The 25,538-nt window shown below is 67.2% G+C and carries 20 protein-coding genes; 11 read left to right on the forward strand and 9 right to left on the reverse strand.

Going from position 1 to position 25,538, the window contains the following annotated elements; genetic code table 11:
• Positions 1 to 41 precede the first annotated feature (41 nt).
• The 4 genes from NS6_RS04000 to NS6_RS04015 are packed head-to-tail and all read right to left on the reverse strand — an operon-like array spanning position 42 to position 4,761.
• On the reverse strand, positions 42 to 1,739 hold the full coding sequence (locus NS6_RS04000) for an ABC transporter permease (protein WP_068036473.1): 1,698 nt from the start codon (positions 1,737 to 1,739) through the stop codon (positions 42 to 44).
• Positions 1,739 to 2,899 (reverse strand): ABC transporter ATP-binding protein, encoded by a 1,161-nt coding sequence (locus NS6_RS04005; RefSeq protein WP_068036475.1) that lies wholly within the window; start codon positions 2,897 to 2,899, stop codon positions 1,739 to 1,741. Before NS6_RS04005 ends, NS6_RS04000 begins: the two co-directional genes overlap by 1 nt.
• 1 nt (position 2,900) lies before the next feature.
• Complete coding sequence (locus tag NS6_RS04010) at positions 2,901 to 3,683, reverse strand: SDR family NAD(P)-dependent oxidoreductase (RefSeq protein ID WP_068036479.1); 783 nt, start codon at positions 3,681 to 3,683, stop codon at positions 2,901 to 2,903.
• Positions 3,684 to 3,723: 40 nt separating this feature from the next.
• Positions 3,724 to 4,761, reverse strand: coding sequence for an ABC transporter substrate-binding protein (locus NS6_RS04015; protein WP_084470596.1), 1,038 nt, complete (start codon positions 4,759 to 4,761; stop codon positions 3,724 to 3,726).
• Between the two features lie 125 nt (positions 4,762 to 4,886).
• On the opposite strand from NS6_RS04015, the gene NS6_RS04020 reads away from it, so the two are divergent.
• The 5 genes from NS6_RS04020 to NS6_RS04040 all read left to right on the forward strand — a co-directional run bounded on the left by NS6_RS04020 (position 4,887) and on the right by NS6_RS04040 (position 10,759).
• Positions 4,887 to 6,827 (forward strand): oxidoreductase, encoded by a 1,941-nt coding sequence (locus NS6_RS04020; RefSeq protein ID WP_068036480.1) that lies wholly within the window; start codon positions 4,887 to 4,889, stop codon positions 6,825 to 6,827.
• Positions 6,828 to 6,929: 102 nt separating this feature from the next.
• Positions 6,930 to 7,973 carry an extracellular solute-binding protein gene (locus NS6_RS04025; RefSeq protein ID WP_084470597.1) on the forward strand — a complete coding sequence of 348 codons (1,044 nt, stop codon included), beginning with the start codon at positions 6,930 to 6,932 and terminating at the stop codon, positions 7,971 to 7,973.
• Positions 7,970 to 8,797, forward strand: a complete 828-nt coding sequence (locus tag NS6_RS04030; protein WP_245669117.1) for an SDR family NAD(P)-dependent oxidoreductase — start codon at positions 7,970 to 7,972, stop codon at positions 8,795 to 8,797. Before NS6_RS04025 ends, NS6_RS04030 begins: the two co-directional genes overlap by 4 nt.
• Before the next feature lie 30 nt (positions 8,798 to 8,827).
• Complete coding sequence (locus NS6_RS04035; protein ID WP_068036481.1) at positions 8,828 to 10,174, forward strand: FAD-dependent oxidoreductase; 1,347 nt, start codon at positions 8,828 to 8,830, stop codon at positions 10,172 to 10,174.
• A 156-nt stretch (positions 10,175 to 10,330) separates the two neighbouring features.
• Positions 10,331 to 10,759 (forward strand): DUF4440 domain-containing protein, encoded by a 429-nt coding sequence (locus NS6_RS04040; protein WP_068036483.1) that lies wholly within the window; start codon positions 10,331 to 10,333, stop codon positions 10,757 to 10,759.
• A 30-nt stretch (positions 10,760 to 10,789) separates the two neighbouring features.
• On the opposite strand, the gene NS6_RS04045 is transcribed toward NS6_RS04040, so the two are convergent.
• Positions 10,790 to 12,010: an MFS transporter gene (locus NS6_RS04045; protein WP_371859300.1), complete on the reverse strand. Its 1,221-nt coding sequence runs from the start codon at positions 12,008 to 12,010 to the stop codon at positions 10,790 to 10,792.
• 222 nt (positions 12,011 to 12,232) lie between these two features.
• Between NS6_RS04045 and NS6_RS04050 the strand changes: the two genes are divergently transcribed.
• Positions 12,233 to 13,075, forward strand: coding sequence for an alpha/beta hydrolase (locus NS6_RS04050; RefSeq protein ID WP_068036487.1), 843 nt, complete (start codon positions 12,233 to 12,235; stop codon positions 13,073 to 13,075).
• Positions 13,076 to 13,160: 85 nt separating this feature from the next.
• Here the strand turns inward: NS6_RS04050 and NS6_RS04055 are convergent, their stop codons facing one another.
• Together NS6_RS04055 and NS6_RS04060 are read right to left on the reverse strand one after the other, a co-directional pair.
• Complete coding sequence (locus NS6_RS04055) at positions 13,161 to 14,210, reverse strand: hypothetical protein (protein ID WP_068036489.1); 1,050 nt, start codon at positions 14,208 to 14,210, stop codon at positions 13,161 to 13,163.
• 203 nt (positions 14,211 to 14,413) lie between these two features.
• Positions 14,414 to 15,319: a LysR family transcriptional regulator gene (locus tag NS6_RS04060; RefSeq protein WP_068036491.1), complete on the reverse strand. Its 906-nt coding sequence runs from the start codon at positions 15,317 to 15,319 to the stop codon at positions 14,414 to 14,416.
• 117 nt (positions 15,320 to 15,436) lie between these two features.
• Here NS6_RS04060 and NS6_RS04065 point away from each other — a divergent pair, with 117 nt between their 5' ends.
• The 5 genes from NS6_RS04065 to erm all read left to right on the forward strand — a co-directional run bounded on the left by NS6_RS04065 (position 15,437) and on the right by erm (position 24,179).
• Complete coding sequence (locus tag NS6_RS04065) at positions 15,437 to 16,441, forward strand: YeiH family protein (RefSeq protein WP_068037885.1); 1,005 nt, start codon at positions 15,437 to 15,439, stop codon at positions 16,439 to 16,441.
• 390 nt (positions 16,442 to 16,831) lie between these two features.
• The gene (locus tag NS6_RS04070; RefSeq protein WP_210746601.1) at positions 16,832 to 17,959 is read left to right on the forward strand and encodes a cytochrome P450 family protein; all 1,128 of its coding nucleotides are present in this window, start codon (positions 16,832 to 16,834) and stop codon (positions 17,957 to 17,959) included.
• 615 nt (positions 17,960 to 18,574) lie between these two features.
• Positions 18,575 to 20,896 (forward strand): hypothetical protein, encoded by a 2,322-nt coding sequence (locus NS6_RS04075; protein WP_068036493.1) that lies wholly within the window; start codon positions 18,575 to 18,577, stop codon positions 20,894 to 20,896.
• Between the two features lie 429 nt (positions 20,897 to 21,325).
• Positions 21,326 to 22,855 carry an MFS transporter gene (locus NS6_RS04080; protein ID WP_084470599.1) on the forward strand — a complete coding sequence of 510 codons (1,530 nt, stop codon included), beginning with the start codon at positions 21,326 to 21,328 and terminating at the stop codon, positions 22,853 to 22,855.
• Between the two features lie 496 nt (positions 22,856 to 23,351).
• Positions 23,352 to 24,179 (forward strand): 23S ribosomal RNA methyltransferase Erm, encoded by an 828-nt coding sequence (gene erm / locus NS6_RS04085; protein WP_068036498.1) that lies wholly within the window; start codon positions 23,352 to 23,354, stop codon positions 24,177 to 24,179.
• A gap of 67 nt (positions 24,180 to 24,246) precedes the next feature.
• Here erm and thpD read toward each other — a convergent pair whose 3' ends face one another.
• Both thpD and NS6_RS04095 read right to left on the reverse strand, forming a co-directional pair.
• A complete protein-coding gene (gene thpD, locus NS6_RS04090) occupies positions 24,247 to 25,116 on the reverse strand; it encodes an ectoine hydroxylase (RefSeq protein ID WP_068036499.1) in 870 nt (289 codons plus the stop codon).
• A gap of 18 nt (positions 25,117 to 25,134) precedes the next feature.
• A complete protein-coding gene (locus NS6_RS04095; RefSeq protein ID WP_068036500.1) occupies positions 25,135 to 25,530 on the reverse strand; it encodes an ectoine synthase in 396 nt (131 codons plus the stop codon).
• Between the last annotated feature and the right edge of the window lie 8 nt (positions 25,531 to 25,538).

A 25,538-nucleotide genomic window follows, 5' to 3' on the forward strand; every position in this document is an offset into this window, starting at 1 on the left:
GGCCTTTCTGTTTCGAGGGAAAGAATGCGGCAGGCCGCGGTTCACAACTTGTTCAGCACGTTCCGGCCACCGACGAGCATCGCCACACCCACACCCGCGGTGGTGACCGCGGTCATCAGCAGCGCCATCGCGGCAACCAGCGGGTAGGAGCCGTTCTGCCACAGATCGAACAGCAGAGTGCCCATCACCTGCGTGGTCGAGGCGCGCACCAGCAGCGAGGCGGCGAATTCGTGGGTCAGCAGGATGAACATCAGGGCGACGGCGCTCAGGATGGTGGGCCGCATCAGCGGCAGCATCACTCGCAGATTCGTCACCAGTGGCGACGCACCGCTGGTCGCCGACGCCTCGCTGTAGGTATTGCCGAGCGAGAGCATGGCGGTCATCTGCATCCGGGTCGCGTAGGGCAGCATCAGCACGATGTAGACCAGGATGATCACGGTCTGGGTCCCGTACAGGATGAGTGGCGGCTCGGTATAGGTGAGCAGGAAACCGACGCCGAAGATCACTGCTGGAATACCCAAGGGCAGTGCGGTGATCAGATCGGCCAGCAATGCCATGATCTTGAACTGCCGGCCGCGGACCAGCAGGGTGGCCATCAGGTAGCCCAGCGGTACACAGACCAGCACGGCGGCCAGTGAGGTGGACACGCTGGTGACGACAGAGCTCACGATGGCACCGTCGGTGGCCAGCGCACGGAAATTGTCCAGGGTGAGCAGATCCCAGGACAGCGAACCGGACCAGTACGGGGTCAGCGCGACGATGATCAGGCCGATCAGCGGAATGATCAGCGCGAACAGGGCGTAGACGACGATGGTCACCGTGGCCCACAGCGAACGTCCTCCTGCCGGAGCGAAGGATTTCCCGCCATGGGTGACGAAGCGGGATTGATTACCCAGCAGTCCTTTCTGGATCAGCACCAGCACCAGCCCGAAGATCACCAGCGGTGAACCGGCGGCGGCCGCCGCGGCGAAATCCGACGGCGATTCCGAGACCCGGCGATACATCTCGGTCGTCAGCACTTTCACGCCGTAGTTCTGGCCGAGCAGCAGCGGACCCGTGAACTGGCCGAGCCCCAGCAGCAGTGCGATACCGCCGCCGTAGATCAGTGACGGCCGCAGCAGCGGCAGTACGACCCGGAAGAACACTCCGACAGTGGAGGATCCGCTGATCTGCGCGGCCTCCAGATGTTCGGCACCGATGTTCTGCATTCCGGCGCTGACGAACAGGTACACGAACGAAGTGAGCCCGAACCCGGTGAGGATGATGATCCACGGCACGGTGTACACATCGATCGGCCCGGAATCCGTGCCGCTCCACCAGGGCAGCTTCCGGAGCACGACATTCAGGTAGCCCGGCCCGGGAGACAGCAGGAACGCCCACCCCACGATATTGGCCACCGCGGGCATCACGATCGGCAGGATCGGGATGATCCGCAGGAACCCGAAACGTTGCGGCAACCGGCTCGCCGCGAACGCGAGCAGCGTGCCGAGCACCATGGCGATCACCAGCGACCCCAGCGCGAGCGCGATGGTGGTACCGATGGTTTCGCCGATATCGAAACGGGTGTACTGCGCCCGGTAACCGCGGGCACCGTCTTCGAAGGCCAGCGACTGCAACCGGATCATCGGTAGCACCACGAGATATGCCAGCACGGCCAGCAGGACGAAATACCCCAGCCGGGTCCGCCATTGTGCCGGCATCGCGAGGGCGCGGCCGACGGCGGTGGTCACGGTGGCCATCAGGCGTGCCCTCCCGCGCTCACGGCGACGGGTTCCGGGGCGGCGGGTTCGTCCCCCGGAATCGGGAAAACACGCAGGCTCGCCGGCGAGAAGCTCACAACCAGCGGCGCACTCGGGCGGCTGCCGCGTAGCGCCGCGCTGTGCCGGGCGGCCGGCACCCGCAGGATCAGCTGTTCACCACCGGTTTCGACCGTGACATCGAAGTAACGTCCACCGTATTCGTAGGTCACCAGTTCGGCGTGCAGGACGACATTCCCCAGCGGCACCTCGTCGGCCCTTGCGTGCAACAGCACGTCGTCGGGCCGCAACCGGGCCACCGCGGTGGTGTGCTGGTCGGCGGAATCGCGGATCACGGCATGGGTGAGGTCGATCGGGTCGCCGGCAGAGGTCTCCCAGCCCCCGTGTCCGCGCCGCAGCGACAGCTTGTTGCTCATCCCGATGAAGGCGGCGACATAGTCCGATACCGGGTTCTCGAAGACCTGTTCGGGCGCGTCGTACTGTTCGATCTTGCCGGCCTTCATGATGGCGAGCCGGTCACCCAGGGCGAAGGCCTCGGACTGGTCGTGGGTGACGAATACCGCTGTGAATCCGAGCTTCTGGTGCAACTGGTGGATCTGGGTGCGCACCTGATCGCGTAGCCGGGCGTCGAGATTGCTCAGTGGTTCGTCGAACAGCACCAGATCGGGCCGCGCCACCAGACCGCGGGCGACCGCCACGCGCTGTTGCTGCCCGCCGCTGAGCTGCGACGGATACCGGTCGAGCAACTGTCCGCAATCGACCATATCGGCGGCGGCCTCCACCGCGCCCTCGGCAACGGCTTCTTTCATCTTCCGCACCTTCAACGGATAGCGGATATTGTTGCGGACGGTCATATGCGGCCACAGCGCGTAGGACTGGAACACCATCCCGATATTGCGTTTGTGAGCAGGTACATTCAGCCGGGCGTCGGAGTCGAAAACGGGCCGGTCCTTGAATGCGATCGCACCGCCCTGGGGTGTTTCCAGCCCGGCGAGACAACGCAGCGTGGTCGTCTTCCCGCACCCACTCGGCCCGAGCAGCACCAGGAACTCGCCCTCCTCGATGGTGAGGTCGAGCTGGTCGACGACAACGTTGCTGCCATAAGTCTTGGTCAGGCCGGAAACGGTGAATTGCGACGTCATCTCATGCCTTCTGGGTCGATAGTTTCGGTGTGCGGACGCCGGCGGCGGTTCCGCCGTCGACGAGAAGATCGGTTCCGGTGACATAGCTGCTCTCGCCGCCGGCCAGGAACGCGATCACCGACGCCACTTCGGTGGGGGTGCCCCGGCGCTGCATCGGAATACTGCGGACATACGCCGCGACGTCGTCTGCGGCGAATCCGGGCGCCGCGGTGATCTCGGTGGTGATACTGCCGGGACATACGGAATTCACCCGTATTCCCTGTTCGGCCAGTTCCAGTGCGGCGACTTTCGTCAGGGCGCGCACGCCGGATTTGGCGGCGCCGTAGGCGCCGAGTTCGGCGGTGGCCAGTACACCGCGCAGCGATGAGATGTTCACGACCGACCCGCCTGCGGTCATCGCCGCGGCCGCAGTCCGCAATCCCAGGAATGTCGCGACCAGATGCTGGTCGATCATCCGCCGGAACTCGTCGAGCGTGGTCTGCGCCAGTGTCGCTTTCATAGCGGTTCCGGCGCTGTTGACCAGCACATTCATCGGATGCCCGGAGTGCTGCATCGCGCCGGCCACCGCGCGCCAGCCGGCTTCGTCGGTGACGTCGAGGTGGTGGTAGTGGGCGCGCGGGCCCAGCGCCCGTGCTCGTTCCTGGCCGGCGATATCGTCGATATCGGTGAGGTAGACAGTCGCGCCCTTCGCGACGAACAGTTCGGCGGTCGCTCCGCCTATCCCCCCGGATGCCCCGGTCACCAGTACGTGGGTGCCGTGCCAGGGCTCGGCCGTATCGTCCATGCCTATCCTTCGTCGATGTTTCGGGAACGGTGGAGCCGGATCAGCCCTGGAACCGCCGGGCCCATTCCTGGGAGTACTGCGCGACCTTGTCCGGGGTCAGGTCGCGGGTGTCCGGTACGGCGATATCCTGCGCCTGCACAACGGCACCCGGAATATCGGGCAGCGCAGCGGCGTAGCCGTCGTTCAGCGCAGTCTGGCCCTCGCGGGTGGCGAGGAAATCGACCACCAGCTGGGCGGCGTTCGGATGCGGCGCGACGCTCACCACATGGCTGTACCAGGGCGTTCCCCACGGTTGTGGCGGGAGGGCCCAATCGACCGGAGCGCCTGCGGCCACCTCGGTCACCAGCGGCTGCACCGACGGGGTCACCGCGATCTCACCGGAGGTGAGGGCCTGTGCGATACCGAGTGCGCTCGGATATATCCGGGGTTTCAGCTCGGCCAGCCGCTCCCAGTAGTCGGCACCGTAGGTGTCGGCGTAGTAGCGGTAGAGGTCGACGTACGAGGCGATACCGGTCGGGTTGACGATGCCGATCTTGCCGGTGTATTTCGGGTCGAGGATATCGCGCGGTGAGGCCAGGCCGGCGGGAACTGCCTCGGTGTTCCAGCCCAGGGCGAAAACGGCCGCACTGCTGAGCGCGAATCGATTTTCCAGCATGCTGGTCTCCGGCCGGTATTCCGGCGCCCGCATATTCGGGCCGATCAGTTCGGTCGAATAGCTCCCCGATTGGGCGGCGTTGGTGACCCAGGTGGCGTCGGTCAGCATATGGACGTCCGCGGTACCGCGACCGGTCCGGTTCTCGGTTTCCACACGCGGATTGATATCGGCGTCGGTGCCTCGGACGAACTTGAGATCGATGCGGGGATACGCTGTTTCGAAGGCCTTCTCCAGACGTTCGAGATTGGCCGGTTTCTGACTCGAGTAGAGCAGGACGCTGCCTTCGTCCTCGGCAGCGGCGACCACTTCTTCCCATGTGCCCGAGACCGGGGCCGTCGTTCCGGGGCTCGCCCCACAGGCGGTGAGGACGGAGGTGACGGCGAGGGCCGCGGCGGCCGCCGTGGCCTGGAACAGCAACTTCATAGTGCGAATACCCACATCCCACAGAACTGAACTGATGTCAGTTTGAAACTAAGGCATACCCATTGTGGTGTCAATCACCTTGTGGCAATAATATGAAGTGAATCCAGTTCAAGGAGGAACTCTCGGTGCCCCCTCTCCTATCGTCCCCACTGCGAATAGGCGACCTCGAGCTGCGTAATCGCCTGGTCGCGACCGCCCACGGCTCCGGCGTGGTCAGCGCCGGGACCGCCCGTCCCGGCGACGACGACTACTGGCGACGCTGCGCTGCCGGGGGTGCAGCCATGGTGATCGCGGGCGGCACGGTGGTCGGATCGGACTCGGGCAACCGGACAGGCAACATCACCGACGCATCCCTGCCCGACGCGGTTCCCGGACTGCGGCGACGCGCACAGGCGATCACCGACGGCGGCGCCGTACCGGTCTGCCAGCTCGTGCATCTGGGCCGCGAAACCCTCGGCGCCGAGATCTGGGAGCATCCGGTCGCACCGTCGGCCATCCGGTCCCCACGCGAACCGGTCCGCGCACGGGTGATGTCGGACGCCGATATCGACCGGGTGATCGCCGATTTCGTCCGCAGTTCCCGCCACGCCGCGGCAGCGGGATTCGCCGCGGTAGAGCTGCACGCCGCCCACGGATACCTGCTGGCACAGTTTCTTTCCCCGGCCACGAACCACCGGGCCGATGCCGATACTGCCGCCGGCAGGGCCGCGATCCTGCACCGGCTGCACGCCGAAATCACCGAAGCCTGCCCTGGCCTCGTCGTCGGCGTGCGGGTTTCGCTGGACGGAGCCGAAGAAGCGGGACTGGACACCGACGGCCTGTGCGAACTGCTGCCACTACTGGACATGTTCGCCTACCGCAATGTCACGGCGGGCGTACGCACCACCTACGTCCGCGATATGGCAACCGCCGAGCCCCCCTTGCTGCCGCTGCTGCGGCGTTTGCGCGCGGCGACCGCCGGGCCGCTGCTGGTTTCGCAGGCCTTCCGGTCACGGGCGCAGATCGAGGAGGCTCTCACCGCCGGCGCGGACCTGGTCGGGATGGCACGGCCGTTCATCGCCGACCCGGATATCGCAGCGAAACTACTGAGCGGAGCGGACAACCGGATCCGGCCGTGTGTGTCTTGTAACGAAGACTGCCGTTCTTTCACCCCGGTACTGCTGTGCACGGTCAATCCGGCCCTGGCGCCACCCGGCCTCGCCGCCCGGCCCGCCCGCCCCCTCCGTTTCGGCCCGCCGCCGAGCCGGCCCGGGAAGGTCGCGGTGGTCGGCGCGGGGCCGTCCGGGCTGGAAGCCGCCCTACGCCTGGCACCGGCTCACGACGTCACCCTCCTCGACGCCATGCCCTGGATCGGTGGCCAGTTGCGCACCGCCGCGCAGGCGCCGAACCGGACGGGCTGGTCGGCGCTGCTGCGCTTCTATCAGGACAACCTCACCGGCGTTCGTACCGAACTCGGGCAGCGGGTGACTCCGGCGGACCTCACCGATTTCGACGAGATCATCGTGGCGACCGGAGCGACCGAAACCGATACCGCCGGCGCGGAGACGACCACCTCGGTTCTGACCGATCCACACCGGTTCCGACCCGGCAATCGCGTGGTGGTGGTCGACGACGGATTCGGCTACTGGCCCGCACTCGGCGCCGTGGAGGCCGCCCTGGCCGGAGGCGCCGGCCAGGTGACCGTGCTCACCCCGGTGGCGGCGATCGCGGCGGGTATCCCGGCAGAGAGCCGCGTGCAGTTGCTGCGGCGCCTGGCGGGGCACCCGGTGGATTTCGTCGTCCAGGCCGCACTGGCCGAGGTGCGCCGTATCGCATCCGGCACGGTCGTGCGCTATCGCAATGTCTTGTCCGGGGAGGCGATCGAGCTGATCTGTGACCGGCTGGTGGTCGCAGGGGAGCGGATCGCTACCGACTGGCGATCATTCCCGGAGAACCTGCCACAGGCGAGGGTGCAGGTCATCGGTGACGCACTCGTCCCCCGGCGGGTGTCCCACGCTGTCGCCGAAGGATACGCGGCCGCGGAAACGATTCTCACCGGCGCACGGGTGCCCGCACAGGCCGGGTGACCGGCGCCCCGGCGAACTGCGCCGGCCACCGGCGTGATCTGCGGGCGTGCCCGAGGCCTGGACAGGCCGCGGACCGTGCGCCACGGAAAGGATGAGGTAAGTATGTGGAAAACCCTTCGAACGAGGGTTCTGGGGACGGCAGCGATACTGGGGGCCATCACCCTGACTCTCGCCGGATGCGGTGGTTCCACCGCGGTATCCCGGCCGGTCTCCGGATCGTGGGACGAGGTGGTGGCGGCGGCGAATGAAGAGGGCTCCGTCACGATCTACTCGACCCAAGCCCAACCGGTGCTCGCAGACCTCGAGCGGGCCTTCGAAAAAGCCTATCCCCGGATCGATCTGACCGTCGTCCGGGGCGTGGACTCCGATCTGCTCTTCCGCGTCGATATCGAAGCCCGCACGGGCAAGGGCGCCGGAGATGTCGCGGTGATCACCGATACCGCCTGGATGCAGGCGGCCGCAGACACCGACAAGGCGGTGCAGGTGATCGGCCCCGCGTTCGACGCACCCGAGTACCGGCGCGCCGACAGCGTTGTCGGCGGGAAGTTCTTCCTCGAGGGCGCGGTGGTCCTCGGCTTCGGCTGGAACACCGCCGCATACCCAAAGGGCATCCGGACGGCCCAGGATCTGCTCGACCCAGCACTGAAAGGCAAGGTCGGGATCGTCACCCCGGCCACCTCGCCGACCTACATCGACTACTACGACCACATCGAGGAGCACTACGGCGGCCACGAATTCCTCGAAAAACTCGCGCAGAATTCGCCGCGCATCTATCCGAGCTCGCAACCACTCGGGCAGGCACTGGCCTCCGGCGAAATCGTGGCCGCGCTGATGTGCAACCCGATGCTGCCGGAGAAAGCCGCAGGGGCGCCCGTCGACTGGACCGCCGGACCGGCGGTGTGGGGCGCGCGCTGGTACGGCCTGGCGCTGGGTTCGGCCCCCCATCCCAATGCGGCGCAGGTACTCGCGGACTTCATGGTGAGCCGGCCCGGCCAGCAGGCGACGTCACCGGGATACGGGTCCGTCCTGCCCGATATCGAAGGGGCATTGGCAGTGGCACAGGACATTCCCGACCAGAACCTCGAGGTGACCGTCGGCGAAGGCGCCGAAAAGTACCGCAACGACTGGGAAAACATCTTCCAGTGAGCACCGATCCCACCACCACAGACGAGGAGACAACCGTGCCGGAACAGCAGTTCGACGGGAAGGTAGCGCTCATTACCGGCGCCGGATCCGGGATCGGTGCCGCCACCGCGCGAATGCTCGCGCGGCGCGGAGCGTCGGCCGTGCACCTCTGCGATATCGATCGGCAGGCGGTTGCCGGTGTGGCGGCCGATATCGTAGGCGGCGTCCCGGTCGCACTGGACGTGGCCGATTCGGCGCAGGTCGATCAGGCCTTCGCCGCAGCACTGGCCGAGCACGGCCGCGTCGATATCGTGGTCCACGCGGCGGGTGTCGACGACCCGCACAGTAAGCAGCGCATCTACGAGGCCGCCGAACAGAATCGGCCGCCGGACGTGCTCACCCACCTCGGGGACGCCGACTGGCGGCGCATCCTATCGATCAATCTGGACGGCACCTTCCACGTCCTGCGCGCCGCGGTCCGGGCGATGAAGGACGCCGGCGGCGGCGCGATCGTCACCGTGGGTTCGTCCGCGGCGTTCGACACCCTGGCCGGTTATCCGCACTACGCGGCGTCCAAGGCCGGAGTGCACGCGCTCAGCCAGTCGGTGGCAAAAGAGGTGGCGCATCTCGGGATCCGGGTGAACACCGTCGCGCCTGGTCCGGTCGATACGGGGATGGCCCAGCGTACGCCGCCGCATCTACGCGCGGCGATGTCCGAAGGCACAGGCCGCGGTTACGCCACCGCCGAAGAACTGGCCGACACCATCCTGTACCTCGCCGCACCATCCGCCGCCAATGTCGTGGGCGCGGTGTTGTTGAGCAACGGCGGCCGGTTCACGGTCTGAATCACCGGATCGAACAGCAAGGGAGCAAGAATGCAGAGGATCGACACCGATGTCCTGGTGATCGGCGCGGGTATGGCCGGTCTCACCGCCGCGGCTCGTTCGCTCGACCGCGGCGCTTCGGTCGTGGTGGTCGAGAAGGCCGATACCGTCGGCGGGTCGGCGCGCTTCGCCGGGTACGCCTGGACCGCACCCGACCGGGCGGTGATGGACGAGGTGAACCCGAACGGCGACCCGGCGCTGCGTACCGCGCTCGTCGACGGATTCGCCGACGGTATCGCATGGATCCGAGCGCTCGGCGTGCACTGCGCCGATGCGGTGCCGATCCTGCGCTACGGTCGCGGCCACCAATTCGACACCAACCAGTACCTCGACGAATGCCGGCGCCGGGTGAGCGCCCGGGGGCAGCTGTTCACCGGTACGGATACTCTGGCCCTGCGCACCGCAGACGGAGCGGTCACCGGCGCCCGAGTACGCAGGCCGGATGGCACCGAACTCGAGATAAACAGTGCCGCAGTGGTTCTCGCCACCGGCGGATACCAGGCCGATGGCGCACTCGTCGCCGAGCACATCCATCCCCGCGCCGCCGATATGCAGGTGCGTTCCAATCCGGTGAGCGCGGGAGCCGGTCTGCGCCTGGCCGAAAGCGTGGGCGCCGCGACCGGGAACACTCGCTCCGGCTTCTACGGGCACCTGGTACCGACGCAGGTGCCGTTCCGCGATCCCGCCGATTTCGTGGCATTGTCGCTGTACTACAGCGAACACGCGCTGCTGTTCAACCTCGGCAACCGGCGCTTCACCGACGAGACCCAGGGCGATCACCTCACCGCGATGCACCTGCTCGAGCAGCCGGAATCCCGCGGCTTGCTGGTCGCCGACGAACGGGTGTACCGCGAATGGGTCCTCGGCAGTTATGTCGAGGGGGCGGTCGCGGTGGACAAGTTCGAACTCACCCAGCGCCGCGGCGGCCGCTGCGGAATCGCGGAGACCCTGGCGGATTTCGCCTATCTGCCGCCGGAGTGGGGATACGACGGGGCCGCCGTCGCCGAGCAGATCAGGCAGGTCAACGCCGCCGGTACCGCGGTCCGGCCCACGCGGACCCACGACGACCAGCCTCTGGACAACGGCCCGTACTACATCATCGAAACATGCCCTGCACTGACCTTCCCGTTCCACGGCGTCCGCATCGACGCCACCGCACGGGTTCTGTCCGCGGCAGGCGGCTCGATTGCGGGGCTCTTCGCGGCGGGTTCCGACGCCGGCGGCCTCTATCACTATGCGTACGCCGGTGGTATCGCCCCCGCACTCGTCTTCGGCTTGGCCGCGGCCGATACCGCGACAGGACACCGGCCGGCCGTGCCCGCGGAGAACATCGGGTAGGCACCGAATGCACTGGGCCGCCGATGAGGGGCGGTCCAGCGCAGCCCTCTCATCGATCGACGATCATCGGCATGCCTCTTCGCCGGGTCCCTCGACCGCCGCGCGGAAACCGGCTCGATGGCCCGTTCCCGGCCTTCGCAGCACTATCCTGCTCGGATGACGGAACCTCCCCGGTCACCCGGCCGCACCGGTGACATCGATATCGCGGCCGAAATCGAGCGGGTCCACGATCTGCTGGCGACCTGGCTGGGTTCGGCGGCCTCGCCGCGCGTCCTCGACGGGTTCGCCGCCGCGCACGACGAGGACTTCTCGATGATCACCACCGCGGGCACGGTGGTGCGCAAACGCGACCTGCTGTCCGGACTGCACCGCGCGCGCAACAGCCGCCCCGGTCTGGTGATCGAGATCTCCGAGGTAGAAACACTGCGCTCGGAGGGCGATACCGCCGTGGTCCGTTTCGTCGAATGCCAGCGGGACGCCACCGGGTCGGAGTACCGGCGCACCACTGCGGTGCTGCACGTCGATCCGGATTCGACCTGCCACTGGGGCGCGGTGCAGGAGACAGCGGTCGCCGAGCCGGAGTAGCTTCCCGGGTTGCCCGGATCCGTTCTGCTGTCAGGCGCGCGGTGCTGCTCCGCGCCGGGCCGCCCACACCGTGACGGTGAAGAGCAGGACACCCAGGAGAGCGAGTCCGGCCCCGACCACCGCGGGTGCCGTGTAGCCGTAGCCCGCGGCGATCACCAGCCCGCCGAGCCAGGCGCCGGCCGCGTTCGCGATGTTCAGGGCGGCGTGGTTGAGCGCGGCCGCCAATGTCTGCGCGTCGGCGGCCACGTCCATGAGCCGGGTTTGCAGGCCGGGCGCCAGGGCAGCGCCCGCCGCCCCGACCAGCAGCGCGCCGATCCCGGCCGTGACCGGATTGTGCGCGGCGGCCACGAACACCGTCAGGATCACCATCATCGCGCCCATGGCCAGGAAGATCGACCGATCCACACCACGGTCGGCGAGTACACCGCCGATGATATTGCCCAGCACCATGCCGACCCCGAACAGCATCAGCACCAGCGGCACCAGCCCGGTGCTCAAGCCGGCCACATCGGTGAGGGTCGTGCTCACATACGTGTAGACCGCGAACATGCCACCGAAACCGATGGCGCCCACGGCCAGCGTGAGCAGCACCTGCGGGCGGCGCAGCGCACCCAGTTCGGTGAGCGGATTGGTGATCGCGATCCCGGTCAGGGCCGGCACATAGCGCAACAGGGCCACGACGGTGGCCACTCCGATCACCCCGACCAGAACGAACGCACTGCGCCAGCCGAGGTGCTGCCCCAGCCAGGTCGCGGTGGGAACACCGACGACATTGGCGGTGCTCAGCCCGAGCATCACCGCCGCCACCGCCTTCGCACGCTGCCCGGCCGGCGCCAGTGTGGCCGCGGCCAGCGAGGCGACCCCGAAATACGCACCGTGCGGAAGGCCGGCCACGAAACGCGCCGCGACGAACGTCGCGAAATTCGGCGCGAACGCCGAGGCCAGATTGCCGATAGTGAAAGCCACCATCAGCACGACCAGGAGACGTTTGCGCGCCACCGACGCACAGGCCGCCGCGATCACGGGCGCGCCGACCACCACCCCGAGCGCATAAGCAGAGACAGCATGACCGGCAGCGGGCTCGGACACCGTGAACGCGTCCGCGATATCGGGCAGCAGCCCCATCGTGACGAATTCGGTGGTACCGATCCCGAAACCGCCCAGCGCCAGCGCCAGCATCGCCGGGATATGCCAGCTGGTGCGAGCAGTGTGGCCCGAGTTCGGGGCCGTACCGGTAGCCGTAGAAGTCACGCTCTCGTGCAACAGGTGGTCCGCGGGCAGGTTTCCTTATCCCCGCTGTGAGTTCGCCCACCGTATGCACCTGACCCACCCGCCCGACCTCGGATTCCGCTCGGCGGTCCGGACGATACGATCGCCGTGGTCTGCGAGGTCGTCGGCTCGGATGCCGGGCGGCGAATATCCTGGGTACCTCCGGCCCACCCGAAGCTCGCACGCCATAGACGAGGACGGCGGATGAACGACCCACAGGTCCGGGACCGAACGCTCGACGGACTCCGCGGCGCGGTGCCGATCCGGGAGTATCTGCCCGCGGACCCCGATACGGCGGCAGACCCCCTGCTGTGGATCCACGGGGGCGCGTTCGTCTCCGGCGGGCTCGATCAGCATGAATCCCATGCGGTGGCGTCGCGGGTGGCCGCGTCCGGCCGGCGGGTTCGCACCGTCGACTATGCACTGGTGCCGAGGTTCCGGATCTGGGGTCCCCCGGTCCTGCGCCCCTCGTCCAACCGCTATCCGGCGCCGTTGGACGATGTCCTCACCGCCGCCACCGACCTCATGGCGGGGGGAGGGCGGCGGATCGTGATCGGTGGCGCGAGCGCGGGAGCCTGCCTCGCTGCCTCGGGCGCACTGCGGTTGCGTGACCGGTCGGCGGAGGTGCCGGCCGGAATAATCCTCGCCTACGCGACCCTGCACGCCGAACTGCCGTCGCTGCCGGATTCCGTCCGGGCACGGGTGCGAGGACGGCGCCGGATCGGCACTTACACGCCGCGGATGATCCGCCGGATGAACCTCAACTATGTAGGCTCGCCGCAACTGCTCGCGGATCCGGAGGTTTTCCCGGGCGGCGGCAAACTGGCCGCCCTGCCGCCGGTGCTACTGCTCGACGCCGCCTACGACACACTGAGCGCCTCGAGTACCGCTTTCGCCGGTGAACTGACCGAGGCCGGGGTGCCGGCCGAACACCACGTGGTCTCCGGCACCCGCCACGGTTTCCTCGACCGCCCCGATTCCCCCGGTTTCCGTGCCGGAATCGACGCGATCCTCGATTGGCTCGGCCGGACCGCGCGCAACGGCTGATCGCGACGCTACGAACGCGGTGGCAGTGGAACGGCCGCCGCGACCGGTCCCTGCACACCGCGGCCGTGCCCGGCCGGAACCGTACTCAGCGCGCGGTGGCCGGCTGCCCTTCGGCCGGATGGACTCCGTATCGGTCGGTTTCCATCAGATACGCGATATCCCGGCCGGCGGGGGTCATCGTCAACGAGGACCGGGTTTCCAGCAGCCAGGCGCGGTAACCGGGCTGGACGTTTTCTTCGGGACCCTGGTGCAGGATGCCCTTCGGGGTCCAGGTGACCGTGCCGGGCGTATCGACCGAACCCCACGGCGAGGGGCCCATGCCGTAGCAGATGACCTCGTCGAAATCGGCGTTGTGATGGACCGGGGGCCGAGCACTGTGCCGGCTACCGACGCCGAAGATGAAGTCGCGGCCGGAGGTACTGCTCATCAGCTGGGCGGGCGCCAGTCCGCCCTCGGCGACAGCGAGCCCCTGTACGTTCTCGATATTGAACCGGACCACCAGCGGAGCGCCGATGACATCGAGGCACGGGATCGGGTCCACGTCGTAGAAATACGATGTGAACCTGTCGCCGGTACGGACCACGACCTCGTATTCGTCGTCCACCGGGAGCCCGGGCCGGCCGTGCGGGACGGGGCGATCGAGGTGGAGGTCGGGGTTGAAGGTCGCGGGTGCGCCCTCGGGGTCCAGGCGTAGTTCGCTGGTGGTGACCACGATGAATTCGTTGATCTCTTCGGCGATTTCACCCCAGCGGTAGGTCACGGCGCGCGGGATGAGCACGAAATCGCCGGTACGGACCTCTAGTGTGCCGACCTCGGTGTCGAGTTGGCCGCGCCCGGATACGATGTAGTGCAGTTCGTCGGCCCACACGTTCACGTAGCCGAATGACATGGCGGCGGCGCGACGGTTCAGCTCGAGGCCGATTCCCTCGCCCTCCAGGATCGTCACCGGCAGGGCTTTGGGTTCGGCGAAAACCTGGGCCGGTAGATCCCACGTGTGGAAACGGCGCGGTAGGTATTCACCGCGGGCGCGTAGGAAACGAGGCCGGTACTGGGCCCGGACGATCGTGGTATTCGGGCCGGCGAAACCGTTGCGGGAGAAAAGCTCGATATTGGGCGCCAGGACTTCGTCCGGCATGCAGCACCTCCGAAAATCGTTGTGCCACAGATCCTAGACAAGAGACTCGGTGTCCGCGCACTTTTGCGAACTCACTATTCCGGAGTTAACTGGTACCGAAAGTACACTCGCCCTGGCGAATCCGGATCGACCCCGAACGGTCCGCCCATCGGAGCGCTCTCGGCTGCTACCGAATTCACGCCCACCCGAATCCGTGGGACGGTTCAGGTCCTGGTGGCACACTGCACAAGCAGGTCCGCCGCACCGGCCGGTGGCGTCGCGCGGCGCCAGATCACCCGGAACTGCCGATCGAGGACCACTCCATCCGCGAGCGCCACCCGGCGCAACGCACCGGTCGCGAGCTCGGGCGCAGCGACAAGAGAACTGAGCACCGCCGGGGCCATCCCGGTCCGGGCGGCCGCGACGATGGCGACCGCGGAGCCCAGTTCGGCCGCAGGCGGCGCCGGTGGGCCGTACCCACTCAGAATTTCCCAGACGGTGTCGCGGGTACCGGATCCCGGTTCGCGCCACAGCAGCGGTGTCGCGACCAGTTCGCGCAAGGCGACCGGCACGGTCCGGGTGGCCCACGGATGCGTGGGTCCCACCACCAGCAGTAACTCGTCGGCGCCGAGCGCCCGGCCACCGAGTTCCGGGGGCGGATGGGGGCCTTCTACGAAGCCGAGGTCGGCGTCACCCGCACGGACCATGGCTTCCACGTGCGTGGTGTTGTCCACCTCCAGCGATACCGCGATATCCGGCCGGATCCCGCGCAACGCCGCCAGCCACTGCGGAATCCGATGGTCGGCGATGGTTTTCGAGGCCGCAATCCGCAGTCTCGGGGCGTCGGTGCTGTGCAGTGCAGTGACGGTATCGTTGAACGACCGGGCCGCATCCAGCACCGTCCGCGCGGCGGCGACCACGGTGCGGCCGGTGTCGGTAAGGGTGGAACCGGTGGGGCCGCGGTCGAGCAGTCGCACACGCATCCGTCGTTCGAGAGCACTGATCCGCATACTCGCCGCGGGCTGGCTCATACCGTGACGGCGTGCCGCCGCACCCAGACTTCCTGCATCCGCGACCGAGACCAGCAGGTCCAGCACGGCGAGGTCGGGGGTTCCGGGCGGCAAGGTCACAGGGTCGATTATGGGTGGTCGGCACACCGGCCTCACCGGCACCCATCAGTTCCGCTTATGACCTCCTGCGGATTCGACGGCTACCGGGGCCCGCCCGGGTCCGACAAGGTCGGACCGGTGACAGACGTATATCGCAGAATTCCGGGGCTCGGCCTGGCCGCCGGCCTCGCGACCGTGGCGACGCTGCTCGGCACGTTCGTCCCGGTGGCCGGCGCGCCGGTCCTCGCTCTGGTCGCCGGTGCCGCGGTCGGTATGCGCGCCGAGGGGCAGGTGGCGGATTCGGGCCGGTTCGGACCGGGGCTGGCCTGGGCGCGGCAGCATCTACTCGGCGCGGCGATCGCACTGCTCGGGCTCGGACTCCCGGTGGGAGCGGTGTTCACGGTCGGGCGCGAAACCGCTGTGGTCCTGCTCGGGACCTTGTGCGCTGGAGCGGTGACCGCATTGTTCGTCGGCCGGCTACTGGGGCTGCACCGCGAATCGGTGATCCTGATCGCCGCCGGGACGACGATCTGCGGTGCCTCGGCCATCGCCGCCACCACCGCGGTATTGAAACCGGACCGCGAGCGTGTCGCCTACGCGCTCGGGACCATCTTCGTTTTCAATATCGTCGCGGTGCTCGCCTATCCCCCACTGGGCCGGACGATCGGAATGTCGGAGGAGGCGTTCGGCCTGTGGGCCGGCACCGCAATCAACGACACCTCGTCGGTACTCGCGGCCGGTATCGCCTTCGGGCCGGTGGCCGCGAGTTTCGCGGTAGTCGTGAAACTGGTGCGCAGCCTGATGATCATCCCACTGTGCGTCGGCCTGCATTTCTCCTGCCGCCGCACCGATACCGGCGACCTCGCCAGGCCTCCCCTGTGGCGGACCGTCCCCCTGTTCGTCGTGCTCTTCCTCGCCGCCTCGGTCGTCGCCGGGACCGGCGTACTGCCGTCGTCCTGGACCGCGCACCTCACCGATCTCAGTTCCTGGTTGGTCGCCGCCGTACTCGCCGCGATCGGCACCTCCCTCACCTGGCGGCGGCTACGGTCGGCCGGCTCGCGGCCACTGATGTTCGGCGGAGCACTCGCCGTGGTTCTCGCACTGTCGGCGCTCGCCCTGCAGTGGTGCACCGGCTGGCGCTGAGCGCACCGCCGGCCTGATCGCCGACTCGGCTCGCCGAACGGCGGCCGACCGGGTCCGGGCATCCGCCGCCGACGTCCGGGCGGAGAAATCGGGAGTGGTGAAGTTCAGCAGACCTCGGCTTTCGAGTTCGCCGCCCGGCGGGTGGGTATCATCTCCGGCCGTACGCGATACGTGTACCGGCCGAGCCTTTTCGAGCAGGTAGTACCGGCCGTTCCGGATAGCGCCCGGAGTGCCGGCGCACAACCTCAGGGGGTACCAGTGGCAGGACAATCCCGGCCGGCGTCCACGAGACGTCGCGGCAGCACCGACACACCGGCAGATTCCACAGGTTCCCGAATCCCGCTCTACTCTCGTGAATTCGCGACCGACCCACATGGCTTCTACCAGTGGATGCGTCGGCGTTTCGGCACGTTGGTCCCGATCGACCTCGCCCCCGGAGTTCCCGCCACCCTCGTGGTGGACGACCGGACGGCCCGGCGAATCCTCGACGATCCCAGCCGTTTCCCGTCCGATCCCCGCGTCTGGCAACAGAAAGCACCTGCCGGACTGCCGATCGTGCCGATGATGCAGTGGCGGCCCAATCCGCTGCGCACTCACGGCCCGGACCACGACCGCTACCGCGCCGTCACTGTGGACGCCCTGGCCGGCGTGGACCCGAATTCGCTGCGTACCACCGTTTCGCGCATCGCGATGGATCTGATCAACGAGTTCTGCTCCGACGGCGCCGCCGATCTGCTCGACCGGTACGTGGTGCCGCTGGTGTTCCGGACGATGGACAATATTCTCGGCTGCCCACCCGAACTCGGTGATCTGCTGCGTCTTGCGCTGACCGAGATGACCGCCGGCGCCGCCGACGATGGTTCCGAACCACGGATCCAGCAGCTGCTCGCCGAACTGATCGCCTGTAGACGTGCCGAACCCGGCGACGATGTCACCAGCCGCCTGATCCGGCACCCGGCGAACCTGTCCGACGAGGAACTGGTGCACCAACTGCTGGGCCTGTACTGGACCGGAATCGAACCGCCGCGCAACCTGATTGCCAACACACTGCTGCTGATCCTCACCGATCCCCGGTTCACCAGCAATCACACCGGGTTCGCACCGCCCGCCGGCGCCGCACTCGACGAGGTGCTGGCGAGCGACCCACCGCTGGCGAATCACACCATCAGCTATCCCCCTTGTCCGGTAGTGGTCGACGATGTGCTGCTACCCGCGGATCAGCCCGTACTCATCGGTGCGGCCGCCTGCCACAGCGACCCCGCCCGATCGAGTACACCCGTTCCCCATGAGGACCGGAACCTGGCCTGGGGCCGCGGACCGCACGCGTGTCCGGCACAAGCCCGGACAATCTCCCGGCTGCTCGCCGAGGAGGCAGTCGATCAGCTACTCGACGCGCTACCCGATCTGACTACCGCGTTCGACCCGGATCGGACGATCTGGCGGCCCGGCCCGTTCCATCGCGCGCTCATCGCGCTCCCGGTGCGATTCCCACCCGCACCGGGAATGCCGCTGGGCTGATCACCCGCTGCGGGTGCTACCGGTCCCGGCGATGTGACGACGGCCCGCTAACGCCGGGCGCCCGGCGAACGATTGTCCCGGTGTACGTGCTCGGCGATCCAGCTATGGAGGTTACCGATGGTCACTCCGGCCGTTGTCCCGTCCGATCCCGTTCAGGGCCTGATCATGGAACTGAGCCGGCTGTTGTGCACGCTGTCGTCGGGCGAAGGTTGCATGGTGATCATGTAGACGGTCGGGCCGGGATTGCGTAGTGTAGGCTGGCGCAGTCGCCTTTCGGCAATTTCCCCGCATCCCCAATTTATCTGCAACCGCTAGTTACAGATAAATGTAGTGGTTCGTACCCAACAATCCACCTGCTGTTTCCGGCCCGCCCGGCAACTCCTTGCGCAGATCGGGCAATCCAGCACCACACCACGCGGGGACCCCCCCCGGACGATCGCACGGCAGTCAGCGAGCGGATACTCCCGCCGATTCACCGCGGCCGGTGCGATATCGCCGCCCCGGACTGCCGTCACCCACGGAATCGCCCCACACGCCACGGATTCGGCGAGTACGGTATAGCCACCGCATTGCTGCGGGGTGAATCGAAGCGGTGGGAAAGGCGGGGCACAGGATATGCACGATCCGGGATCGCCGGGTATCGGATTCATTCCGTCGCAGGCCGACAGGTCTGCACCGGTATCCGGTGCCGGTCAGCTGCCCAGGTATCTACGCGGCGGATATCGCGATGCCACACCGTTGCTGACGAGCGCCCCACCGCCACCTTCCGGACCGCGGCACAGCGCCGCCGAACCAGCACCGCAGCGCCGCACACTCGCCGCGCGATATCGCAGTGCCGATCCGATCGACCTCGACGGCGCCACGGTATACCCCATGTACAGCGAGCAGTTGCCGACCCCCGCGTCAGCACTGACGATGACCCTGCTCTCGGCGACACCGCCCGGCGGATTGGCCGCCGTCGGTATCGGCCTGTCGGTGATCGACGGATATATCGACCTCGACGACCGGCACCTTGCCGGAGTCGATATCTGGCGCGACGCACTCGAACGGGGAATCACCTTCGACCTGGCCGCGGACTCGCCGGGCGCCTTGTTCGCACTCACCCCGGTCTGGTCGAATGCCGCGGGCGAACCCCAATCGTGGTCCGGTAATTACGGAATCGTCGTCGAGCGCACCGGGACGGGCCGGACCGTCCTCTGGTGCAGTATGGGCGAAGGCCCACCCCATTTCGCCGATCTGGTGATCGAGGTGCGCAACACGCCACTGGACCCACACCCGCGCCTGTTCATGTCCGGAGCAATCCCCACCGTCTCCACGGCTACGCCCCCGGAACACCGGACCAATCGGCACCACTGGGTGGAAACCGATGATCCCGACCCGGATGGCGTCGAATTCGACCCGTGGGCAACGCATTACGAACCGGCCACCGACGATTCCCCAGCAACGCCGTATGCCGCCGAATTCCCGCTGGTGCCGACCGCAGTCGACCCCCTGACCAGATCGATCGCGGACGACTCCGCACCGGTCCAGTGCGATTCCGTATCGGTATCCACTACCGGCGAATCCCTGCCGGCGACGGAAGCACACGAGCCCGAGCGGGAACCCACCGCAGCCGGCTCCATACCCGCCCCCGCCCTGCCGACGCCCACTACCACCCCGGCGTCCGCGTCCACAGCATCAGCGCACATCACAATCGAACCGCTGCCCGCATCTGCCGCGTCGGCGCACACCACAACCGGCCCTCCGGCCGTACCGGCCGTATCGGGGCCCGTCACCACTGATCCTCCGGCAACGCCCACCGTATCGGTGCACGCCACACGCAAATTCACCACGGCGCCCACTGCCCTGGACTGCTCGACAGCGCCCACGACCCACAACTCCCCGACGGCACCGACAGCCCACCACTCGCTGACGGCGCCCACCGGCAGGGACCATTCGGCCACGCCGGCAGGCGACTCCTCGACGGCGGCCCACTATTCCCCGGCGGCATACAGCAAGGGCGACCGGGTGACGAAACCCGCCGCACCCGATTCCCTGATGGAACCCCTCGGCGGCGAACCTGCGATGGCAGCCGTTCCGGCAGATTCCGCGGTGGTAGACGCCGAAGACGACGCCGAGATACAGGGTTACCCTTGCAGTTTCGCCGATATTCAGCTGTCCGCACCGGAGGACGTGGGCGAGCCGCACCATACAGGGGCGCTGGAGGCCACCGCACCGCACCGCGCCATAATCGACGCTGTCTTCGGCTTCGACGACCCGCCCATCGGAGCGGATGCGGACCGCTCCTCGGCCGACGCGGATTCCTATCGGGATAGCGGGGCGCCCGGATGGGCCGAGAATCCGGAGCTGACAGGCCTCGTCCCGGTTATCCGCGATGCCGGATTCACCGATTTCGGCCCCGAACCACCCCGGCCGGCAGCAACCGATTCCACTGCCGGGGCCTCCCCGCACCGCACTCCACTGCTCACCGGGGCGGGCGCGGCCACGGAATTCGCAGTGCACGAAGACAACTCGCTCGTCGACACCCTCGCCGACGATTCACTCACACCGGTTCCGCCCGCCGGGCGGCCACCTACGGGCGACGAGATCGACCCGGCTCGGCTCCATTCTCTCGGCGCGGTGGCGCACGCCCAGGGTGATGACGATCGTGCGCATCTGTTGTGGTCGCGGGCCGCGCGGGCCGGGCACCTCGGCGCCATCTACGACCTGGGCGCGCTGTCGCTGTACCAGGACGATCCCCGCGCCGCAGAACGGTGGTGGCGGGCAGCGGCCGGTCGGCGGATGATCCCCGCCATGGCCGAACTCGCGGTACTCCTGGAGCAACGCGGCGCCGTCGCGGAGGCCCGTATGTGGCGAACTCAGGCGGTTGCCGAAGAGGTGATCGCCACCGCGACCCGCCGCCCGGCCGCCTGCGAGACACTCACCGGCATGTTCTGACGCTGCACGACGAACGCTCCGGCCCGAAAACCACTTGAACGCACGGCCGGATTCCGGCGACGATATTGCAACCATCGTGGCTACGCCCGCCACGTCTTGTGCAGGCCGATCGGTGCACGGCGGTCCGGCACCGGTGTCGTCGGCGGCAGGATCGCTGTCGCGGTCGACGGCGAAGGATTTCGCGGCAAACCCAGCCGCTCCGGAGCCGGATGTTTTGTACAGACATCCGTTCGGGCGTGGCGTCGTTCAATTGCCGGGCACCGTCGCCGATGCGGGCGAATGCGGTTGCCGGGAACAACGCCGACCGGGGCGCCGTACGGCTACACGCGGCGGCAGCTCCGATGAATCTCGGGGGCTGCGACCGTCCAAGGTGGTGATATGCCCACCGGTCACCACTTGACCTGAACTATTGTCGAGGTTGTTGAGTTCATGAGTATGGAAGCCCCGAGTCGGCCTGCCGACGCGACCGATACCCGCCTCGACCTCGCCGACCCCACTGTCCGGACTTTCGCGCAGCTGCTGGTGAATGTGCTGCTCGTATCGTTCATCAACTTCACGATCTGGTTCGCTATCACTTTCTTCGTCTACCTGGAGACCCGTTCGGTTTTCGCCACCGGAATGATCGCCGGGATCTTCCTGGTGGCGATGGCGGCCACCGGCGTGTGGTTCGGCAGTATCGTCGACCACCACCGCAAGAAGTCGGTGATGCAGGCTTCCGCGCTGGTATCCCTCGCGATCTATGCGATCGCACTCGCGTTCTACCTGGTTACTCCGGCCGAGCAATGGCGCAATCCCGCCGGTATCCACCTGTGGGTGCTCATCGTGCTGGTGATGGCCGGCGTGATCACCGGTGGCCTGCGCACGATCGCGCTGCCGACCGTGGTCACCGCTATGTTCGATCCCCGTGTCCGGGATCGGGCCAACGGCTTGGTCGGCACGACCACCGGCATATCGCAATTGGCGACATCGGTGGCCAGTGCGCTGCTCGTCGGTTGGAACGGAATGCTCGGTGTGCTGGTGATGGCCGTCGTCGTCCTCGCCGGAGCCGTCCTGCACTTGCAACGCCTCACTCTCCCGGACGCGCTGTCCCATGCCGCCGCCGCAGGCGAACCCAAACGGGTCGACCTGCGCGGGACGGTGCGAATCATCCGCGGAATCCCGGGCATGATCCCGCTGATCGCCTTCGCTGCGTTGAACAACCTCCTTTTCGGTGGGTTGATGGCACTGATGGACCCGTACGCCTTGTCGATGATGTCGGTGCAGGCCTGGGGCATCATCTCGGGTGCGCTCAGCGCAATGATGATCGTCGGCGGCCTACTCGTGGCCAGAACCGGGACCTCATCGAACCCGGTGCGGTTGATCCTGCTGATCAACCTGGCGTTGTGGGCGGCGATGCTGGTGTTCCCCCTACAGGATTCGGTTCTTCTCCTGGTGGGCGGAATGGCGGTCCTCATGGTGCTCATGCCTTTCGCGGAGGCCGCCGAACAGACCGTCCTGCAGAAGGTCGTCCCGTACGAACGGCAGGGCCGGGTGTTCGGTTTCGCGCAGAGCGTGGAACAGGCGGCTTCCCCGCTGACAGCCTTCTTGATCAGCCCGCTGGCGCAGTTCTTCTTCATCCCCTTCATGACCGACGGGTCGGGCGCCCGCTGGATCGGCGACTGGTTCGGCACCGGCGAAGCCCGGGGTATGGCGCTGGTTTTCGTCCTGCTCGGAGTCCTCGGTTTGCTGTTCACCGGTTACGCCCTCGGCAGCAGACATTACCGCTACCTGAGCCGCAGCTACCGTATGAGCGGCCTCCCGGACGTCGGGGATTCGGTGCCCGACCCGGGGACCACAAACCCGCCGACCACTGTGCCCTGTGACGCCGCAGACGCCGGTACCCCCTCGGCCGAACTCGCTGATCTGACAACGGACGAACGGGGCGGTGCGCCGGGATGCGACCCCACGGGAGTGCGGTAACAGAGCGGAACGCGCCAGCCGGCGCGGTGTTGCCGGCAAAGGGCCGGTGATACCAGCGGGCCGCGAGCTCATCGCCACCGGGGCACCGCGATAGCACCACTGGGCCGGCCGCGAAAACCGCACCCGCCCGTCGCATCCGGGTCGTATTCCGCACCCGACCGCGGGCACCTGTTCGAAGGTGCCGGAAAACCGTTCGACGGATTCCCACGGACCGCCCTAAGGTGGCAGGCATGGGAACTTTGTGCATCGGCGGAGTGTGCGCGGGCGTGTACTCCATCCGCCTGCGCACGGCAGCTCGGGCTCTGCCGGCACATTTCGCACTCCGCTGACGCCGCCGGGTCGTCCCACTGACGGGATCTCCCCGCCGTAACCGATACCGGTCCACCGGCCGGTATTTCGTCGCGATCATCCGACGCTTCGGCGCCGCGGGCAGCACCGGCATGAGCCCGGGCGAATCAACGCACCTCGATTCGGCCGACTCCCTCGGAGGACCCTCATGTCCCGCTCGACCACACGCCCGCGTGCCCGTAAACGGCTGTCACAGAATTTTCTGACCGAACCCGCCACCGCTCGTCGCATCGTGGGGGCCGCCGGTATCGGCCCATCCGATTTCGTCCTGGAGATCGGGCCCGGCGACGGTATGCTCACCCGCCATCTCATTCGGCAGGCGGGACGGGTGGTGGCCTACGAAAGGGATCCGCATTACGCCCGCCGGCTCGCCGTACGCTACGACGATAATGATCGGATCCGTATTGTGCACAAGGATTTCCGTTGCGTCGAACCGCCAGAGCACCCGTTCGCCGTCGTCGGCAATATTCCATTCGGTGCGAGCACGGATATCCTGCGCTGGTGTCTGGCCGCGCCCCGGCTCACCGCGGCTACCTTACTCACCCAATACGAATTCGCCCGGAAATACAGCGGCAACTACGGGCGCTGGACCAAATCGACCATTACCCACTGGCCGGATTCGGTACCGGCACTGGGCGAACGGATCGACCGCGGTGAGTTCTTTCCGGTGCCACGGGTCGACGGCGCGATATTGCGGATCGTGCGCCGGCCGGTCCCACTCCTACCGGCCGGCGCCCGCAGTGATTACCGGCGAATGGTGGAACTGGGCTTTTCGGGAGTCGGCGGTTCACTCGGCGCCTCACTCCGGCGGGCGCATTCGGCCCGGATGGTAGCCCGGGCCTGCGCAGCAGCCGATATCGCGACCGACCTGCCGGTGGGACTGGTTCCACCGGCAGCATGGCTCACCCTGTACCACCGGCTGTACGACACCGCACCTCCGGAATACGACCGTCCGGCACCGCGGCGACGCCGCTGACCCGGACACGACGACGGGGACGAACCCGCCGGGATTCGTCCCCGTCGCCATGGGCGAGCAGTCCCTTCTATACCGCCGTGAAGTCGCGACTCGCGATATATGTCGGCCGGCGCGCCGGTGCCGCGAACGGCTCCTCCAGGATGTTCTCCATACTGTTGAACACAAGGAAGATATTCGACCGCGGGAACGGCGTGATGTTGTTCGCCGACGCGTGCATGATATTCGAATCGAACAGCAGCGCCGACCCGGCCGGGCCGGTGAACTGCTCGATCCAGTACTTATAGGCCAATTCGGTGATATCGGCCTCGCTCGGTACCCCGATCTCCTGCTCACGCAGTGATTCGCGGTAGTTGTCCGCCGGTGTTTCGCCCTGGCAGGGGACGAAAGTGCGATGCGATCCGGGCATCACCATCAGGCTGCCGTTGTACGGGTAATTATCCGTCAACGCGATGGACAGACTCACCGCCCGTGGCGCGGGCATTCCGTCTTCGGCGTGCCAGGTCTCGAAATCGGAATGCCAGTAGAAGCCGGTACCGAATCCGGGAAGATAATTGACCCGGCTCTGGTGGATGTACACATCCGAACCCAGAACCTGTCGGGCCAGATCCACAACCCGGGATTCGCGCACCAGCTCCTTCACCGCCGGACTCAGCCTGTGCACATCGAATACCGAGCGCACCTGCCGCGACGCCTTCTCCACGATCAGCCGGTCGTCACCCCACAGTTCTGGATCGTCGGCCAGCCGATCGATTTCGGTGGCGAACTCCGCCACCTCTTCGGGGCTGAGCAAACGATCCAGAATTGCGTAACCGTCGGTATCGAACGCAGCCAGCTCCGCGTTGCCGATCCGGCCCCACACCGTCGCGTCGTGTCGCTCCTGTAGCGCCAGCCGCTCGGCGGTTCTGGTCGGATAGCGATCGATCCGATTGTCAACCAACGTCGTTCGTCCTTCCTCTCAGTCGGCCGGAACGGCGATCAACGGATAGACGCCGTTCTCGTCGTGCACCTCCTGCCCCGTGACAGGAGGATTGAACACGCACAGCATCCGCATCCGTGTCCGTGTCCGCACCTCGTGCTTCTCGTGCCCGTCGAGCAGGTACATGGTGCCCGGGGCGAGATCGTAGGTGCGGTCGTTGGTCAGATCGGTGAGGGTGCCTTCCCCCTCTACCAACCAGACCGCTTCCACATGGTTCTGATAGTGGAAGACGTGGGTGGTGCCGGCCTCGATGGTGGTCTCGTGGAACGAGAACCCCACACCATCACCGCCCAGCACGATCCGTTTGCTACGCCAATCCTCCGCACCGACATCGCGGTGGGTGCCGGTGATCTCGTCGGTGGTGCGCACGATCATTTCTGTAG

The organism is Nocardia speluncae NBRC 108251, assembly GCF_001613245.1.
Classification (GTDB): domain Bacteria; phylum Actinomycetota; class Actinomycetes; order Mycobacteriales; family Mycobacteriaceae; genus Nocardia; species Nocardia speluncae.